We start from the raw sequence: 17,723 nt of genomic DNA, 5'->3' as shown, positions 1-17,723 counted from the left end.
CAGCGGCAGAGGGGCACCGCACCCCAGTTGGCACTAGAACTTCACCTCGAAGGTTGCGTAGACGTCGTGGGCGCTTGCCAGCGGGGTCAGCAGCATCATGTCGGTCGATTTGACCTCGGACATCTTGGCCGGAGCACCTACCCAGTTGTTGCTTCCCGTGTACTCGAAGTCGTAGTACTGGTAACCGATCCTGAAGAAGGCCTTGGAGAGGTAGGAGGAGATCGGCTTCAGGTTCAGTTCCTGGATCAGGTAGCCTTCATACACGTTGCCGCGGGTCCCGAGCTTGGAGGTCCAGATGTCGTCCGCAGCCGGGGCGAAGGTGATCCAGTTCTTGGAGCCATGGTTGTACTCAAAGCCAAGCTTGGTCTTGGTAGGTTCGTAGTCGTAGCGGGCGCCGACGTAGGCTGCCCAGCCGGTCTTGCTGGTAGGCGCTTCAGGGTTGAAGAAGGAGCCGGTCATGAGCCCTTCGAAGCCTGCGTTGGCCGAGACGTTGTCGTTCGGGTGGGTGACGCTCATGCCGATGTCACCGAAGAAGTTGAGCTTGCCGGGGCCGATTTTCTTGACGGTGCTCATGGCGCCGATTCCGTACCAGTCGATGTCGCCCAGGTTCACCGCAGGAGCGGTATTGCCAAAGGCGGTATCTTTCATGGTGGGGAAGTCGAAGATGTTGAAGCCGCGGTTCCACTGCAGCCAGACCCTCAGCGGGTCGGTGTCGACCGGCACGATGGCGACGCCGAGCATGTCGGTGTCGTCGACGCTGTTGCCGGGGTTCTCCAGCCCGCTTTCGAAGCCGCGGCCGTAGCAGACCTTGGCGTAGGAGCCGGGGAGTGCCTCGATGTCGGGGGCCCAGCCGACTGTCATGCCGTCGAAGGCGTAGTCAACCAGCAGGGCCGGGGTTCCCCCGTTACCCGGGCGCTCCCTGTTCTCGCGCAGGTTGGAAGGTGCGCCCCCGGTGGAGGGCCTGCGGCCGACCGAGAACCAGATCGGCTCACCGGCGATGTTGGACCAGGTAGCGTAGGCCTGGTCGACGTTCAAAAGGCTTGAGGACGGGACATGGCCGAGGGTGCCGTCGAATACGCCGACCCTGTCGGCGAAGAAGGGAGAGGAGCCGTTGTTGGTCACCGCGGAGTCGTCCTGGGAGCCGAAGGTCTTGTAGGCGAGCAGGCGCACGTTGACGGTGATATCCTTGGTCGCTTTGGCGTGCATGTTGAGGCCGAAGCGGTTGGTATAAAGGGTGTCGTTGTTCGGCTTGTAGGCTGAGACCTGCTTGGCGTAGTTTGCCAGCAGTCCCGGCTGGGTCGAAGTCCCTACCAGCTGCGAATTCTGCCCGAGAAAGGCCTTCGCCCCCTGGTAGGTCTTGACACCGGACATCTCGCTCTTGAACTTCATCAGGCCGCTCAGCATCGCCGCGTTACTGCCGGGAGCTGAAGTCGGTCCGGTGGGATCGGCGAAAAAATTGCTCTGCAGGGTGCTCGCTGCGTTGTTGAACGTGCTGTTGACGTCCGTGTACGCCTTCGTCTCCCCCCTGAGGGAATCGAGCCTGAAGCGGTAATCGCCGCCGAAGGTCAGCCATCTGCTGAGCGATTTCTCCTCGAGCTTGTCTACCTTCCTGTTCAACTCGTCGATCTTTTGCTGTATTGCCTGCTCGTCCGCCAGTGCTGCGACTGGGGTGGCAAGCGCGAAAAGCAGGGTGCCAGACAAAAGCTTTTTCAGATTTTTTTTCATGTTCCCTCCTTTATTTTTCCTGCGTTGAACGGACCGTCTTGAGGACATTTAGCCTCGTCTCATCGCATGGAATCAGCTGGTCAAACTTGTCGCCAGCTGGCATCGTTCGAGGTTCAACGATGTATGGTCCCCTCTTTTCTTGCCGAGGCAGGACTGTCCCTAAGCACCTCAAATCGTTTCAGATCCCTCACGGCAGGGAGGGAGAAGTCCCCCTGGATCTGCCAAGCGTCCTTTAGGTATACCCACGGTGCAAAGGCCGACAGGGAATATCCCGGTTCCAACTCGATCTTCTCCGATCGCATCTTGCTGATGAACAGGCCATTACGATTTGCGATCACCTCGTGACTGCCGTTGAAGGGAAGTGCGCCCGGGTCGCTGTATTCCCAATTGACCTTTTGCACCTGGGAACCGTCCCGGGAGGCGTGGCACGAATCGCACGAACGGCTTTTGCCCAGTTTGTGCGACATCTTGTCCATCTGTATCCAGAGGAGCGCCTTGTTGTTGTCCGGCAATCCGCCGAAGAGCCCCACATAGCCCCAGGCATCGTCGGTCCTCTTCAGCACCGGAAGTTCGAGCGGGTAGCGCCAGTGCAGGCCCGGTTTGAAGGGGGATGTTTTCTGGTTCATAACCGCCATGGGGAAGGGTTTGACCGGAATCCAGCGCCCGGTCTGGTCTTTGATCAGGACCGGTTCCGGCATGTAGCCGTAATAGGCCTTGAACTTGAAAAAAGGGGTTGCCGATCCGGCCATATTGCCCGGTCCCCAGTACGTACCCTGATAACCGGCGACCTGCCCGATGTGGCAAGCTTCGCATGAAAGGTTCCTGTGCCAAGAGGTCGCGTGGCTCTTGACCGCTTCGGGATGACAGCGCTTGCAGGAATCCTGTGCCTGCCTCTTGACCATGCCGTGCCCGATGGCTCGGTTTCTTTTGGTGCTTTCGTGGCAGTCGAGACAGCCGACCTTCGCCTTGAGATGGACATCGCCTTCGTTCCCTTCGGGAAACGAGAACGAGCCGCCGAAATAGCCGGCTCCGCGGCGCCGGTCCTCGGGTCCCGCATGACAGATGGAGGCCCTGCCGCTGCCGTAGCAGTTTTCTGGAGTGGGTGTTTTAACAAAGGAGTGGGCTCCAAGGGATGGATCCGCACGATTTTTCTTCTGCGGATAGAAATGGCAGTCAAGACAGCCGACATGACAGGTGTTGCACGACCTCTGGGTGATGAGAGTGCTCTCCAGCGACACGGGGATCATGGTGTTTGCCTGCATCGATTTGAAGTTGTCGTCGAACCAGGGACCGCAGTTGTGGGGGCCGCGATCTTTATTAAGCCATCCCTTGTACTGGCTCTGTTTGCCGTTGACCGCCATGGTGCTCTTGGAAAATTCAGCAAACTCCTGCTGATGGCATGCCCCGCAGGTCTTTTTCATGACTGCGAAATCCTGGCTCAGGGTTTCCGGCTTTTTGTCGTGCCAGGAAATGGCTGCCACCGATGGGTCTTTGACCAGTTTTCCATCCCTCTCGCCGACGATATAAAGCCGGTTCACGGCATTCGTACCATATTCAAGAGGGTATCGTCGCACCGAGGTCATCGCCGTCAATCCTTTCTTTGAAACGACGAGCAACCGCGCCATCCCTTTGTGGGCGGCACTCCTGTCTATCATATCAGGACTGCCCATATGGCACTGGTCACATCGGGCCGGCATGTGAGTCTGCGCCTCTGTTTCCTCATAGGTGACAGCGAACCCTCCGTATCCCAAGGACTCCATTTTCTGCCTGTCGCCATGACACTCGATGCAGCTGTCTGAAGCTGCCGCTGACGTGAATGCGGTGCCTGTAATTAGAGCTGTCAGAAGGATGATCGGCATCATGCCGGTTGTTCTCCTTGCTATTCCGGGAATGAGCCGATCATCAGGGGAGCAGAGGCGTCACCATCGATGCACCGGTGAAAACGGCTCAAGTGGTCGAAAATGTATGCCGAATTTGCGCAATGCTGAAAAGAATACTATCGAACGCTCGTATGTCTACCAAAGCGCGCCGATAAGAAGCTTTTTTTATTGATCAATCCGGCCTCCAGCCTCTCGCTGGTCCTGCCTCAAGCCGTTCACCTCTACGCCATCCAAGGCCCCCAGGATCGTCTTGGAGCCACACCAACGAGAATTTTTGTGGGAGTCGTAAACATGCTCAAGTTCCCTGCAACGATGACGATACCAAACACGTGGTAAGGCAGCATCATTGGAAGGAATGACAATGCACCAGACAGTCAAAAGGAAGCTGATCGGCACGGGAGGGGCACCTGCTACCCCTCACCACAGAAGGAGAATAAGCATGAAAAAAGCAGTTTCGGTAATGGCACTGGTAGCAATCGTGGCAATGGGCATTCTCAACTTCGGCACTAACGCCAATGCGGATGAGATCAAAGTGGTCGGGGTGATCACCAAGATCCAGATCGCTGGCAAGGACGCAAATGCGGCAACCGCGACACTCAAGGACAACAAGGCTGAAAAGCTGATCACCATTACCGTGAACGACGACCTCACACTGGACAAGTTCAAGGACCATCGGATCGTCGAGGGGGACGAGATCCGCTGCAAGTACGAGGTGGTAGGCGACAAAAACGTGGCCAGACTGTTCCGGAAAACGGCAGGTTGCTGATTGTCGAATCGAGCCTCGATGTTAGAAAGCGTCACCACACTGCTGCGATAGCCCCGTCAGCAATCCCCTGTACATATGTGAAAGCCCCCGTTCCTTGCGGAGCGGGGGCTTTCTCTTTACCATTGGCTTACTACGACCAGACTCTAGAGCGACCTCAAGGTGCACGGCGTGGACCAGGGGCCACGGCCACTAGTGCCGATCGCCCTTATCCTGAAGGAGTAGTTCCTGCCTGGCTCCAAGCCATTGATTTCCATATTTACAGCAGAGGCATGGATACCTGCCTCATTCCAGTCAGCCTCACCTGTCCGATCGGCATCTGTGAATTGCAACTCGTAGCTTGCAGCGCCAGGCACCTTTTTAGCCCTGGCGGTCATGGTGCCTGATACCTTCCCGTGCTTCATTGCCAACTCCGGTGCAGCCAGGGGAGGCGAGGAAGTTGTCTTCCCCGGTTTGCGTCGGAAGTCAAAGCCCGTTGTCTTGAGCACGTTCACATCCCCCTCTGCTGCCAGTTCCACAAATTGGGCAAGCTTGGTCAATTTGCTCTTGACTGATATGTGGGCGTCGTTCCGCGCCGCGATCTTTTCCGTATCGTGATTCAGCGCCTCGTCATAGGCTCTCTGCAGGAACTGGATTGCTTCATCCAGTTGCTGCAGAGATGGCACAAACGGAGGATACGGCTCGGCGAGATGGGGGTGAGGGTGGTTTGCAAGCATGGCCCTAACCGTTCTCGCCTTCGCAATAGTATCGACCGGGCCCAAGGAGTCGAAGTTCGCGATCAATAGTGCTGGTGGCGTCATGATAACCTCCTCAGCTTATTTGTTCGGTTCCTCAGAAGAATAAAAGAAAGTTTCCGCAATGCAAACGTGAGTTCATTTTTTTCATCATACTCTTCCACTTCGGTTATCTTGCCTCCTCCAGACTGTTTTTTGAGGCGCATGATGCCAATTCACAAGAGGAGCCCAGGAACATTAGGCGCGCTGCACAGGGGAGGAAACCCTCATTTCCTGGAAAGACCTTCACTGGGACCAATTCGGTAGGTCGGGATGAAAAAGCAGAGTCACCTTTCTTTTTTTAAAACAATGCCGCCTCCCCGCTCCTCTCGTCCAAGTATGCGGATTTGATGTTTTTTTCCCGTTCAACGAAACATATGTCCCGATCCCGGAAATATATGACCCGGGAGAGGAATTATATGTTTCTCTACGAGATTTAAATGTTCAGGCATGAGAAATATAAACCCGAGGAACATAAAGGCCGACTAACAAAGAGGCAGAGAGCGTTGAGAAGAACAATTACCGACCTAGGGAAGCGAAAGAGCGGGTTAAGAATAGGAATAATATGTTAAGGAATGGAAACGTTGAGTTCAGGCTCCCCGCCTTGACACAGCACGGGGCGATACCTATCATTCCGGTATGGAGGATGGCAATGATTAGACCGGAAAAAATGACAGTCAAGACGCAGGAGGCGCTTGCTGCGGCGCAAGAAAAGGCGGCATCGATTTCAGCTGGGACCATTGAGCCCGAACACCTCCTCCTCGCCCTGATCGACCAGGAAGGGGGGTTCGTACCTGACCTGCTGAAGAAGATCGGCGCGCCCCTTCCCCAACTGCGGGAGGGTCTGGAGGCCGGCCTGAAGAGGCTTCCGCAGGTAAGCGGGGGGCAGCTTTCCCTCTCCTCGGCGCTCAACCGCATCATCGACCTGGCGCAGAAAGAGGCGGACGCCATGAAGGACGCCTTCGTCTCCACCGAGCACCTGCTGCTGGCCTTGGTTGGGGCGAAGGAACTCCCGAGCGCAAGGTTGCTGAACCAGCATGGCGTCACCCGCGAAGCTCTCCTCTCGGCCCTGAAAGAGCTGCGCGGCGGAGAGGCGGTGACCGACCAGGACCCCGAGCAGAAGTACCAGGCGCTCGCCAAGTACTGCCGTGACCTGACGCAGCTGGCCCGGCAGAACAAGCTTGACCCGGTGGTCGGGCGTGATGACGAGATCAGGCGGGTGCTGCAGGTCCTCTCCCGCAGGACCAAGAACAATCCGGTGCTCATCGGCGAGCCGGGCGTGGGCAAGACGGCCATCGTGGAGGGACTGGCGCAGCGGATCGTGTCGGGGGACGTCCCCGAGACCCTCAAGGACAAGCTCGTCCTGGCGCTGGACATGGGGGCGCTCATCGCAGGGGCCAAGTACCGCGGCGAGTTCGAGGACCGGCTGAAGGCTGTCATCAAGGAGGTGTCGCGTTCCGAGGGAAAGGTGATCCTCTTCATCGACGAGTTGCACACGCTGGTCGGAGCCGGAGCCGCGGAAGGGGCGATGGACGCCTCCAACATGCTGAAGCCGGCGCTGGCCCGCGGGGAACTCCACTGCATCGGCGCGACTACTCTCAACGAATACCGGAAGTACATCGAGAAGGACGCGGCCCTGGAGCGGCGCTTCCAGCAGGTCTACGCAGGTGAGCCGAGCGTGGAGGAGACCATCTCCATCCTGCGCGGCCTCAAGGAGCGCTACGAGGTCTACCACCGCATCCGCATCAAGGATAGTGCGATAATCGCCGCGGCGACACTTTCGGACCGTTACATCACCGACCGCTTCCTCCCCGACAAGGCGATCGACCTGATCGACGAGGCGGCCTCGCGGCTCAGAATAGAAGTCGACTCCAGACCTACCGAGATCGATGAAGTGGAGAGGCGTATCAGGCAGCTCGAGATCGAGGAGCAAGCGCTGTTGCGGGAAACGGACCCTCAAGCGCATGCCAGGCTGCAAAAGCTGCGCGACGAGCTCGGTTCTCTTAAGAAACAGTCGGCCGAGCTCCAGGAGCACTGGCAGCGCGAGAGGTCGATCATCAACGGCCTCAGCCAATTAAAGGAGAGACTGGAGCAGAAAAAGGAGGAAGCGAAACAATCCGAGCGCGAGGGGAAGCTGAGCCGGGCCGCGGAAATCATCTACGGAGAGATCCCCGCCCTCGAGAGGGAGATGCAAGAGAAAAGGCAGACACTGGAGGAGCTCCAGAGGGAAGGGAAGATGCTTCCCGAGGAGGTCGATGACGAGATGGTGGCAGAGGTAGTGGCCAAGTGGACCGGCATCCCGGTCAACAGGATGCTGGAGAGCGAAACCGACAAGCTCGTCAGGATGGAGGAGCGCCTGAAAAGCCGCGTGGTGGGACAGGACGAGGCCCTGACCCTGGTGGCCAACGCCATCAGGAGGTCGAGGAGCGGGCTCTCCGATCCGAACCGGCCCATCGGGTCGTTCCTCTTCCTCGGCCCGACCGGTGTCGGAAAGACCGAGACCGCGCGGGCACTGGCGGCTTTCCTCTTCGACGACGACCAGGCCATCGTCAGGATCGACATGAGCGAGTACCAGGAGAAGCACACCGTGGCCCGTCTGATCGGCGCCCCTCCGGGCTACGTCGGATACGAGGAGGGGGGCCAGCTGACCGAGGCGGTCAGGCGCAGGCCCTACTGCATCGTACTCTTCGACGAGATAGAGAAGGCGCACCCGGAGGTCTTCAACGTCTTCCTGCAGGTCCTGGACGACGGCAGGCTCACCGACGGACAGGGGCGGACGGTGGACTTCAAGAACGCCGTGATCATCATGACCAGCAACCTCGGGTCGCAGTGGATCCAGCAGTACGGCGCCACCGACTACAACCGGATGCAGGCGGAGGTGATGGAGACGCTGCGGTCGAGCTTCAAGCCCGAGTTCCTCAACAGGGTGGACGAGATCGTGATCTACCACGCGCTGCCGCTGGAAAGGATCAAGGAGATCGTGCTGATCCAGCTGAAGTCGCTTACGGCCCGGCTTGCTGATAGGGGGATAGGCCTTGAGGTCACCGACAAGGCAGGTGAGCTCCTGGCCCGTGAAGGGTACGACCCGGCTTACGGCGCAAGGCCTTTGAAACGGGGACTGCAGCGCAAGATCCAGGACCCGCTGGCGCTGATGCTGCTGGAAGGGAAATTCGTCCCCGGCGACATCGTCCAGGTCGACGCGGCCATGTCCGGAGACTCCCTGGTGATCAAGAAGAAAGGGAGCTGAGTTCGGCCGTATTAACCTATTGTATTCCCATGGCGAAGCTGGTATATTACGCCCCGCAAAGCTGGGTAGATTGCGCCGCCACGGCGGCATCAAAAAGTGGGGAGTATTGTAAATGAAGCGTTATTCGACCATCATGTCTGTTCTGCTCACACTTGCGCTGCCGGTGGCAGGAACCTGTGCCGACGCACCCAAAGCGCCCGAAAAAACCGCAGAGGCTGCTAAAGCCCCTGAAAAGATCGCTGAGGCGGCCAAGAAAGCTCCTGAGAAAGGCGCCGAGGCCACCAAGGCTGAAGATGCCAAGGTCCAGGCCATCAAAGACACCATGTCCAAGACCGGGCACGGCGCGATGATGGGCGGCGGCGCCGAAGGCACCACCAATGCCAACCCATCCGGCAAGGTGATCGAGACCATGGAAGGGGGCGGCTACACCTACGCCAACCTGGAGAAGGACGGCAAGAAGACCTGGGTTGCCTTCCCGACCCTGGAGACCCGCGTCGGCGAGACCCTCTCTTTCAGCGGCTGCATGGAGATGCCGAATTTCCAGAGCAAGACCCTCAACCGCAAGTTCGACAGCATCATGTTCTGCGGCGCTCCCGAAGTGAAGCCCGCGACCAAGACCACCAACCCGATGGAGGCCAAGAAGTCTCCCGGTAGCGAGGGGGCCGTCAGCGCCGGGCAGAAGGTCAAGGTGGAAAAGGCCACCGGACCGAACGCCCACACCGTCACCGAGATCTTCGCCAAGCGCTCCTCCCTCAACGGGAAGCAGGTGGTGGTAAGGGGCCGGGTGGTGAAGATCTCCACCGGAATCATGAACAAGAACTGGATCCACCTGCAGGACGGGACCGGCGACGAAAAGAAGAAGACCCATGACCTGGTCGTCACCACCCAGGACACTGCGGAAGTCGGCGACGTGGTAACCGTCTCCGGCAAGGTCACCAAGGACAAGGACTTCGGTGGCGGCTACAAGTACAACGTGATCATCGAAAACGGCAGCGTCAAGAAATAGCCCGGTTTCCCCGATAGCCTAAAAAAGGCCCCTCGTTCATCGCGAGGGGCCTTTTTTGCATCTTCCGGCTCAAGGGGTATCCTATGGCAGGTAGGAATGGTATTGCAGAGCTTCTGCATATTCTCCGGGCACTGAGGAACGCGTAGTCGCTCGAAGTTCAACATCCGAGGTACAGTCCCTGGTGCATTCATGAAATCGATTCTGATCGCCGCTTATCTCGCCCGCTTTGCCGCAGCTTATCTGCTGCGCTATTTGAACCTGCGCCACCTTGAGCGTCACGGCAGCGAAATCCCCCAGGGATTCGACGGCGTGGTCGACGCCGGGGCCATGGCCAAGACCGCCAGCTATACCGTGGAACAGAGCAGGGTCGGGCTGGCGCACTCCATCTACGACAGCGCGCTGCTCCTCCTCTTTCTCTTCACCCCGCTCTTTCCCTGGTATGACGGCTGGATCGCCTCCCTGCCATGCTCCTTCATCGTCAGGGGGATCCTGTTCGTGCTGGTCCTCACCATCGTCGGCAGCGTGCTGGACATTCCCTTCTCCCTCTACAGCACCTTCCGTCTGGAGAGGCGCTACGGCTTCAATACCACCACTTTCGGCCTATGGATCACCGACCTACTGAAGTCGACTGCCCTCTCCATCCTCTTCATCGTCATCCTCTCCGCCGCGGGGCTCCTCCTGGTGAAATCTTCCCCCAACCTCTGGTGGCTTTGGGTCTGGTGCTTTTTCGCTCTTTTCAGCATCACGATGATCTATCTCTCTCCGTACCTCATCGAGCCGCTCTTCTCCAAGTTCGAACCGCTCGGGGACCCTGCCCTGGAAGAGGAAATACGCGCAATGCTGGAGAAGGGCGGCATCCACGTGAAGTCGGTCATGCAGATGGATGCCTCGCGCCGCAGCCTCCATTCAAATGCCTACTTCACCGGTATCGGCCGGGTGAAGCGGATCGTGCTTTATGACACCCTGATGAAGCAGATGGATCACCCGGAGTTGCTGGCTATTCTGGCGCACGAAGCCGGCCACTGGAAAAAGGGGCATATCTGGAAGATGATGGTCCTGACCGAGCTGACTGCGCTGGTGCTGATCTACCTGGTCTTTCGCCTGGTGGAATGGGGGGGGCTCCCCGGGCTCTTCGGGCTGCAGCAGGCCTCTTTCGTGGCGCAGCTCATCATGGTCGGCTTCGTCGTTTCCATAGCCTCCTTCCTCTTCACCCCGCTCACCTCCTGGCTTTCCCGCCGCAATGAATGGGAGGCCGACAAGTTCTCCACGGACCTGGGCGGCAGGCCCGACGCCTTGGCCCGCGCCCTCATCAAGCTTTCCCGCGAGAATCTCTCCAACCTGCATCCCCACCCCCTCTACGCCTCCTTCTATTACAGCCACCCCCCGGTCGTGGCACGGGTGGCCAAGCTCCTGAGCCCTGCGTCGCCACCCCCTCCCCCCCCCGGGAGAGGGAACGGGGTGAGTGGTGCCGCATTTCCTTAATGATGAAGTGCGACAGCCTTGATCATTAGAAATTACATATACCCCATTGCCTGATTCACTTTTGCGTGGTACTTTTTCCAGTCTAAGACCGACCACGACAGGAGAGCTGAACCATGCAACTGAAGATCCTGATGACCGCTTCCGAAGCTGTCCCCTTCGCCAAGGAGGGAGGGCTCGCAGACGTAGTTGGAGCCCTCCCCAAATTTCTCAAGTCCCGCGGCCATGACGTCCGGGTGGTCATGCCCCGTTACTACAAGGTCGACCGGGAGCGCTACCGGCTGCGCCAACTCCCCGGAGCCCTCGTGGTGCCGATGGGGATCATCGGCACGATGTACTGCGGCGTCCTGGAAGGGAGGATGCCCGGCAGCGAGGTCCCGGTTTATTTCCTCGAGCACGAGGACTTCTTCGGCCGCGACCCCCTTTACGACAAGGACAACAAGGGCTACCTCGACAACGACAACCGCTTCATCTTCCTCTCCAAGGCGAGCCTCGAGCTCTGCAAGATGCTCGACTTCGCGCCCGACGTGGTCCACGCGCATGACTGGCATACCGCGGTGGTCCCCGTGCTGATGAACACGGCTTACCGCCACGACCACCACCTGAAAGAGTCGGCCTCGCTCCTCACCATCCACAACATGCAACACCAGGGGACCTTCTACGAGGGGGCCATGGAGGTCCTCGGTATCGGCTGGGAGCACTTCACCTACCTCGGGCTGGAGATGAATGACCAGGTCAACCTGTTGAAGGGCGGAATGTACCATGCCACGCTGCTGAACACGGTGAGCGAGGGGTACGCGAGGGAGATCCAGACTCCGGCGTTTGGGTGGGGGCTGGAGGGGGTGGTCAGGGAGCGCGCGGGGGCACTGCACGGCGTATTGAACGGGGTCGACTACGACGAGTGGAACCCGGAAAGCGACCCCGACCTTCCCGCCAATTTCAGCGCTTCCGACCTCACCGGCAAGGCTCGATGCAAGCGGGAGTTGCAGAGAGCGCTTGGCTTTCCGGAGCGTGAAGGCGTGCCGCTCATCGGCATGGTCAGCCGGCTGGTGAAGCAGAAAGGGATCGATGTCCTCGCCGAGTCCCTCCCCCGCCTGCTGGAGTTGGACGTCCAGATCGTGCTGCTGGGGGCGGGAGAGCCGTGGTCGCATTTCTACTTCGGCGACATGGCCGCCCGGCGTCCCGACCGCTTCGCCTGCCGGATCGGATACGACAACGCGCTGGCCCACCAGATTGAGGGGGGGTGCGACTTCTTCCTGATGCCCTCGGCCTTCGAGCCTTGTGGCCTCAACCAGATGTACAGCATGCGCTATGGGACGATCCCGATCGTGCGCGCGACCGGCGGGCTTGACGATTCGGTGGAGAACTTCGATGAGGTCAGGCGGACCGGAAACGGCTTCAAGTTCTGGCATCTCACCGCCGGCGCCCTCTTCGACACCGTGGGCTGGGCGGTCCACACCTGGTACCACGACCCCGCCGCCATCCTTACCTTGAGACTCAACGGCATGGCCCGGAGGTTCACCTGGGACGACGCCGCGGCAAAATACGAGCGCCTCTATGTTGAAGCGATGCGAATGAGGATAGGTGCGGAGAGGTTCAACCGCATTGAGGCGGAGAGGGCGCCGGCCGCGGAGAGGTCGCGGCAGGTGGAGGAGAGGGAGAGTTCCGAGGTAGGGATCCCCGGCGCCTGATGGCCGGACGGTCCCTGGAGACGTCAGAAAGCGGCATAAAAAAGGCGCCCCGGATTCCGGAGCGCCTTTTTTTGCGATGCTGCATCGTCTGCAATTACATCTTGTTCAGCAGCGGAACGATGAGCAGGGAGACGATGTTGATGATCTTGATCATCGGGTTGACCGCCGGGCCGGCGGTGTCCTTGTACGGGTCGCCGACGGTGTCGCCGGTAACGGCTGCCTTGTGGGCATCGCTCCCTTTGCCGCCGTGGAAGCCGTCCTCGATGTACTTCTTGGCGTTGTCCCAGGCGCCGCCGCCGGTGGTCATGGAGATGGCGACGAAGATACCGGTGACGATGGAGCCGACGATCACGCCGCCCAGAGCCTTGGGCCCGAGGGTGAAGCCGACGACCAGCGGTGCCAGGATCGGGATCAGGCCGGGGATGACCATTTCCTTGAGGGCGGTCTTGGTGACGATGTCTACGCAGGCGGCGTAGTCCGGCTTGCCGGTGCCTTCCATGATGCCCTTGATGGTGCGGAACTGGCGACGTACTTCGTCAACGACGGCGCCGCCGGCCTTGCCGACAGCTTCCATGCAGAGAGCGGCGAAGTAGAAGGGGAGCAGGCCGCCGATGAAGAGGCCGACGATGACGTAGGGGTCGGAGAGGGAGAAGGTCTTGTCGGCGATGGTCAGCTCCTGGACATAGGAGGTGAAGAGGATGATGGCTGCGAGGCCGGCGGAGCCGATGGCGTAACCCTTGGTTACTGCCTTGGTGGTGTTGCCGACTGCGTCGAGCGGATCGGTGACGGCGCGGACGGACTCGTCGAGCTCAGCCATCTCGGCGATGCCGCCGGCGTTGTCGGTGATCGGGCCGTAGGCGTCCATGGCCACGACGATGCCGGTCAGGGAGAGCATCGAGACGGCGGCGATGGCGATGCCGTACACGCCCGCGCAGGTGAAGGCCGCGATGATGCCGGCGGAGATCACGATCACCGGGGCAGCGGTGGACTTCATGGAGATACCGAGACCGGCGATGATGTTGGTGGCGTGGCCGGTCTTGGAGGCCTCGGCGATGTGCTTGACCGGGGCGTACTCGGTCGAGGTGTAGTATTCGGTGATCCAGAAGATGAAGCCGGTGACCACCAGACCAACGATGGCGGAGAGGAAGATGTTGGTAGCGGAGTAAACCACGCCGGTGGCGGAAGCCAGACCCTGCGGGAACATGTTCACGGTGACGAAGTAGAAGCCGATGCAGGCCAGCACGGCGGAGACGATCAGGCCCTTGTAGAGGGCGCCCATGATCTTGCCGCTGGAGCCGAGCTTCACGAAGAAGGTGGCGATGATGGAAGCGATAATGGAGAGACCGCCCAGGATCAGCGGGTAGCTCGCGGCAGCCGGGTTGGAGAAGCTGATGGCGCCGAGGAGCATGGCGGCGATCAGGGTCACGGCGTAGGTCTCGAAGAGGTCGGCGGCCATGCCGGCGCAGTCGCCGACGTTGTCACCGACGTTGTCGGCGATAACTGCGGGGTTACGCGGGTCGTCCTCGGGGATACCGGCCTCGACCTTGCCGACGAGGTCGGCGCCGACGTCAGCGCCCTTGGTGAAGATACCGCCGCCCAGACGGGCGAAGATGGAGATCAGCGAACCGCCGAAGCCAAGGCCGACCAGGTGACTGACCAGGTCCTTGACCGGTGCGCCCGGCATGACGATCTGCAGTACTTTGTAGTAGCCGGCAACGCCGAGGAGGCCCAGGCCAACGACCAGCATGCCGGTGATGGCGCCGCCCTTGAAGGCCACGTTGAGGGCCTTGTGGATGCCGGACTTGGCGGCCTCGGTGGTCCTGACGTTGGCCCTGACCGAGACGAACATGCCGATGAAGCCGGTGAGGCCGGAGAAGATGGCGCCGACTGCGAAGCCGACGGCGGTTTCCCAGCCGAGTGAGGCGAAAAGGGCGATGAACATGACCACGCCGACGGCGGCGATGATCGTGTACTGGCGTTTCATGTACGCCCCGGCTCCTTCCTGAATCGCTGCGGCGATCTGGCGCATCCGCTCGTTGCCCGAGGGCAGGCTCAGAATCCACTTGGCCGACACGAGGCCGTAGACCACTGCCGCCACGGCGCAGGCCAGGGCGAACACTACTGCATACTGTTCCATTAACTGAATCCTCCTATTTAGATATGCCTGAAAAAGGCGTGACTTCTGAAGCAACTGGCCGCAAAGGCTCAAAGACTATCACAGAAACGGGTGATTGTTATCGAAAACGCCCCTCTTTGTCAACCTATTTTGCCCCGGAAGGCACCTATACCCTCTAAAGGGTTGCGCATCTAGAGCTGAAAATGTAATATGACCAGCATGATTGATCTCAAATGCGGCGACAGGTGTTTCCCCATGCAGATCGAGCCGGAACGGGTCCTTGCCGTCTTGCGCCCGCGCTGCGGGGAGCCGGCCGCCCCTCCCGCGGAGCTGGTCGAACGGGCGCTTCGGGATTGTGAACCGGCGCTGGCGAACTTCCGCCCGGGCGAGAAGGTGGTGATCGTCACCTCCGATGTGACCCGGCCGACCGGGAGCGAGGTCTACCTCCCGCTCCTGGTTTCAAAGCTCAATGCGGCGGGGATAACCGACCGCGACATCGAGATCGTCATCGCCCTCGGCATTCACCGGAAACAGACCGAGGCCGAGCACAGAAGGATAGCGGGGGAGCTCTACGGCCGGATCCGCGTGGTCGACCATGACTGCGACGATCCCGGCGCCCTGGTCTATCTCGGCGAGACCTCCCGCGGTGTCCCGGTGGAGCTGAACCGCCGCGTGGCCGAGGCCGAGCGCCTGATCCTCACCGGCTCGGTCACCTTCCACTACTTCGCCGGTTTCGGCGGCGGCAGGAAGAGCATCCTCCCCGGCGTCTCCAGCCGCAGAAGCTGCATGGCCAGCCACTTCTCCCTGTTGAACGAGGGGGAGGGAGCGGGGAGGCACCCTAAGGCCGTGACGGCGAGCCTTGAGGGGAACCCGGTGCACGAGGCGATGACGGAGGCCTGCGCCATGCGGCCGCCCGATTTCATCCTCAACACGGTCCTCACTCCGGACAAGCGCATCCTCGCCGCCTTTGCCGGCGACTGGCGCACCGCCCATGCTGACGGTTGCCGCTTCTACGCCGAGGCCTTCTCCTATCCGATCCCTCAAAAGGCGGACCTGGTCGTGGTTTCCTGCGGCGGGTTCCCTAAAGATATAAACCTGATCCAGGCACACAAGTCGATGGAGTATGCGAGCCGCGCGCTCAAGCCGGGGGGCGTCATGATCCTCCTGGCCGAATGCCGCGACGGCTACGGCCACGCCACCTTCTTCAACTGGTTCGGCTACCGCACCTGCCCGGAGTTGGAGTCAGCCCTCAGGAAGCGTTACGAGATCAACGGCCAGACGGCCTGGTCGGTGAAGGAGAAAGCGGAGCGCTTCCGGACCTACCTCGTTTCGCAACTTCCGCCGGAAGAGGTCTCCACCATGGGGATGATCCCGGCGGAAACGCCCCAGCAGGCCCTGGCCCTGGCGCTCCCGCTCCTTCCCGAAAATTTCACCGCCTACCTAATCCCCGAGGGCGGGGTAGTGCTGCCGGTCCCACAAAACCATTAGCCACGGAGACACGGAGCTCACGGAGAAGGGCAAGGCTGGACAACCGGGACGAGAAGAAACGAACGGCCCAGTTGTCCCGGCCTTCCCGTTTTGAAAGTTTTCTCCGATCTCCTCCGTGTCTCCGTGGCACATTGTTTTTAAATGAAAGGAAGTATTGATGCTCGAAGCACGCACTCTAGAGAAGCTGAAACAGATCGTAGGTGCCGAGAACGTGGCCACCGGGGCGCAGGAGCTGGTCTGCTACGGCTATGATGCCACCCAGATGGAATTCCTCCCCGACGCCGTGGTCCATCCGGACGGAAGCGATCAGGTCTCCCGGATCCTCCAACTGGCCAACGCCGAGGGCTTCCCCGTTTTCCCGAGGGGGGCAGGGAGCGGCTTCACCGGCGGCGCCCTCCCCAAGGGGGGGGGCGTTGTCCTGGTCACGACCAGGATGAACAGGATTCTCCGGATCGACACCGACAACCTGGTCGCCGAGGTCGAGCCGGGTGTGGTGACGGAAACCTTCCAGCTCGCGGTCGAGAAGCTCGGTCTCTTCTATCCTCCCGACCCGGCCTCCCTGAAATTCTCCACCCTCGGCGGGAACGTCGCGGAATGCGCCGGAGGACCGCGCGCCGTCAAGTACGGGGTGACCAAGGACTTCGTGATGGGGCTGGAGGTGGTGCTGCCGACCGGCCAGGTCATCAGGACCGGCGGCGAGACGGTCAAGGGGGTCGTCGGTTACGACCTGACCAAGCTGCTCTGCGGCTCCGAAGGGACGCTGGGGGTCATCACCAAGATCATCTTCAGGCTCCTCCCCTACCCGGCGGCCAAGAAGACCATGCTCGCCATCTTCGATTCCATCGACGGCGCGGCCCGTGCGGTGTCCACCATCATCAAGGGGAAGATCATCCCGACCACCCTCGAGTTCATGGACCACGCCACCCTCAACTGCGTCGAGCGCCGCTTCAACCTCGGCATCCCGGAGAGCGGAAGGGCTGTGCTCCTCATCGAGGTCGACGGCGACCGGGACCTGATCGAGAAGCAGGCGGGAGAGATCCACAAGCTGATCGAGCCGCTCGGCCTGGTGCAGTTCAGGGTCGCCAAGGACGCGGCGGAAAGCGAGGAGCTCTGGCGGGTGCGTCGTCTGGTGTCGCCCTCGCTCAGGGACGTGAACCCGGACAAGTTCAACGAGGACATCGTCGTCCCCCGCAGCAAGGTACCGGACGTGATCAGACGCATCGAGCAGATCCAGAACCGCTACGACATCCCGATCGTGAACTTCGGCCATGCCGGCGACGGCAACATTCACGTCAACATCATGATCGACAAGTCACAGCCCGGGCAGGAGGATAAGGCGCACCGGGCGATCAAGGAAGTCTTCCAGGCCGCCCTCGACCTCGGCGGGACCATGTCCGGCGAGCATGGCGTAGGCCTGTCGAAGCAGCCCTTCATCCCCCTGGAGCTATCCTCTGACCAGATTGCCGCCATGCGCTCCATCAAGAAGGCGCTCGACCCGAACAACATCCTGAACCCCGGGAAAATGCTGCCGCTGGAATAGTTTGACCCGTTCGAC

At 60.4% G+C, this 17,723-nt stretch carries 11 protein-coding genes; 7 read left to right on the top strand and 4 right to left on the bottom strand.

The features are described 5' to 3' along the window. Positions 1-33 precede the first annotated feature (33 nt). Together AC11W3_RS18435 and AC11W3_RS18430 are read right to left on the bottom strand one after the other, a co-directional pair. Complete coding sequence (locus AC11W3_RS18435; RefSeq protein ID WP_484090434.1) at positions 34-1,725, bottom strand: DUF3373 domain-containing protein; 1,692 nt, start codon at positions 1,723-1,725, stop codon at positions 34-36. Positions 1,726-1,838: 113 nt separating this feature from the next. After that, complete coding sequence (locus AC11W3_RS18430) at positions 1,839-3,380, bottom strand: cytochrome c3 family protein (protein WP_484090435.1); 1,542 nt, start codon at positions 3,378-3,380, stop codon at positions 1,839-1,841. Between the two features lie 664 nt (positions 3,381-4,044). Here AC11W3_RS18430 and AC11W3_RS18425 point away from each other — a divergent pair. Next, the gene (locus tag AC11W3_RS18425) at positions 4,045-4,371 is read left to right on the top strand and encodes a hypothetical protein (RefSeq protein WP_484090436.1); all 327 of its coding nucleotides are present in this window, start codon (positions 4,045-4,047) and stop codon (positions 4,369-4,371) included. A gap of 143 nt (positions 4,372-4,514) precedes the next feature. On the opposite strand, the gene AC11W3_RS18420 is transcribed toward AC11W3_RS18425, so the two are convergent. Continuing rightward, positions 4,515-5,168 carry a fibronectin type III domain-containing protein gene (locus tag AC11W3_RS18420; RefSeq protein ID WP_484090437.1) on the bottom strand — a complete coding sequence of 218 codons (654 nt, stop codon included), beginning with the start codon at positions 5,166-5,168 and terminating at the stop codon, positions 4,515-4,517. A gap of 625 nt (positions 5,169-5,793) precedes the next feature. On the opposite strand from AC11W3_RS18420, the gene clpB reads away from it, so the two are divergent. The 4 genes from clpB to glgA all read left to right on the top strand — a co-directional run bounded on the left by clpB (position 5,794) and on the right by glgA (position 12,564). Beyond that, the gene (gene clpB / locus AC11W3_RS18415; RefSeq protein ID WP_484093519.1) at positions 5,794-8,388 is read left to right on the top strand and encodes an ATP-dependent chaperone ClpB; all 2,595 of its coding nucleotides are present in this window, start codon (positions 5,794-5,796) and stop codon (positions 8,386-8,388) included. Between the two features lie 112 nt (positions 8,389-8,500). Next, a complete protein-coding gene (locus AC11W3_RS18410; RefSeq protein WP_484090439.1) occupies positions 8,501-9,394 on the top strand; it encodes an OB-fold nucleic acid binding domain-containing protein in 894 nt (297 codons plus the stop codon). Positions 9,395-9,583: 189 nt separating this feature from the next. Continuing rightward, positions 9,584-10,876: a M48 family metallopeptidase gene (locus AC11W3_RS18405; protein WP_484093518.1), complete on the top strand. Its 1,293-nt coding sequence runs from the start codon at positions 9,584-9,586 to the stop codon at positions 10,874-10,876. A 113-nt stretch (positions 10,877-10,989) separates the two neighbouring features. Continuing rightward, positions 10,990-12,564 carry a glycogen synthase GlgA gene (gene glgA, locus AC11W3_RS18400; RefSeq protein ID WP_484090441.1) on the top strand — a complete coding sequence of 525 codons (1,575 nt, stop codon included), beginning with the start codon at positions 10,990-10,992 and terminating at the stop codon, positions 12,562-12,564. A 94-nt stretch (positions 12,565-12,658) separates the two neighbouring features. On the opposite strand, the gene AC11W3_RS18395 is transcribed toward glgA, so the two are convergent. Further along, positions 12,659-14,701: a sodium-translocating pyrophosphatase gene (locus AC11W3_RS18395; RefSeq protein ID WP_484090442.1), complete on the bottom strand. Its 2,043-nt coding sequence runs from the start codon at positions 14,699-14,701 to the stop codon at positions 12,659-12,661. 189 nt (positions 14,702-14,890) lie between these two features. Here AC11W3_RS18395 and AC11W3_RS18390 point away from each other — a divergent pair, with 189 nt between their 5' ends. Together AC11W3_RS18390 and AC11W3_RS18385 are read left to right on the top strand one after the other, a co-directional pair. Further along, complete coding sequence (locus tag AC11W3_RS18390; RefSeq protein ID WP_484090443.1) at positions 14,891-16,168, top strand: lactate racemase domain-containing protein; 1,278 nt, start codon at positions 14,891-14,893, stop codon at positions 16,166-16,168. A gap of 157 nt (positions 16,169-16,325) precedes the next feature. Continuing rightward, a complete protein-coding gene (locus AC11W3_RS18385) occupies positions 16,326-17,708 on the top strand; it encodes an FAD-binding oxidoreductase (RefSeq protein ID WP_484093517.1) in 1,383 nt (460 codons plus the stop codon). Positions 17,709-17,723 lie beyond the last annotated feature (15 nt).

Source organism: Geomonas sp., assembly GCF_056994735.1.
This window is presented reverse-complemented; position numbering and strand designations above follow the sequence as displayed.

Bases quoted from the DNA above. Each gene is read 5' to 3' on its own strand.
- AC11W3_RS18435 (WP_484090434.1), bottom strand. From the start codon at position 1,725: ATGAAAAAAAATCTGAAAAAGCTTTTGTCTGGCACCCTGCTTTTCGCG.
- AC11W3_RS18430 (WP_484090435.1), bottom strand. From the start codon at position 3,380: ATGATAGACAGGAGTGCCGCCCACAAAGGGATGGCGCGGTTGCTCGTC.
- AC11W3_RS18425 (WP_484090436.1), top strand. From the start codon at position 4,045: ATGAAAAAAGCAGTTTCGGTAATGGCACTGGTAGCAATCGTGGCAATG.
- AC11W3_RS18420 (WP_484090437.1), bottom strand. From the start codon at position 5,168: ATGACGCCACCAGCACTATTGATCGCGAACTTCGACTCCTTGGGCCCG.
- clpB (WP_484093519.1), top strand. From the start codon at position 5,794: ATGATTAGACCGGAAAAAATGACAGTCAAGACGCAGGAGGCGCTTGCT.
- AC11W3_RS18410 (WP_484090439.1), top strand. From the start codon at position 8,501: ATGAAGCGTTATTCGACCATCATGTCTGTTCTGCTCACACTTGCGCTG.
- AC11W3_RS18405 (WP_484093518.1), top strand. From the start codon at position 9,584: ATGAAATCGATTCTGATCGCCGCTTATCTCGCCCGCTTTGCCGCAGCT.
- glgA (WP_484090441.1), top strand. From the start codon at position 10,990: ATGCAACTGAAGATCCTGATGACCGCTTCCGAAGCTGTCCCCTTCGCC.
- AC11W3_RS18395 (WP_484090442.1), bottom strand. From the start codon at position 14,701: ATGGAACAGTATGCAGTAGTGTTCGCCCTGGCCTGCGCCGTGGCGGCA.
- AC11W3_RS18390 (WP_484090443.1), top strand. From the start codon at position 14,891: ATGACCAGCATGATTGATCTCAAATGCGGCGACAGGTGTTTCCCCATG.
- AC11W3_RS18385 (WP_484093517.1), top strand. From the start codon at position 16,326: ATGCTCGAAGCACGCACTCTAGAGAAGCTGAAACAGATCGTAGGTGCC.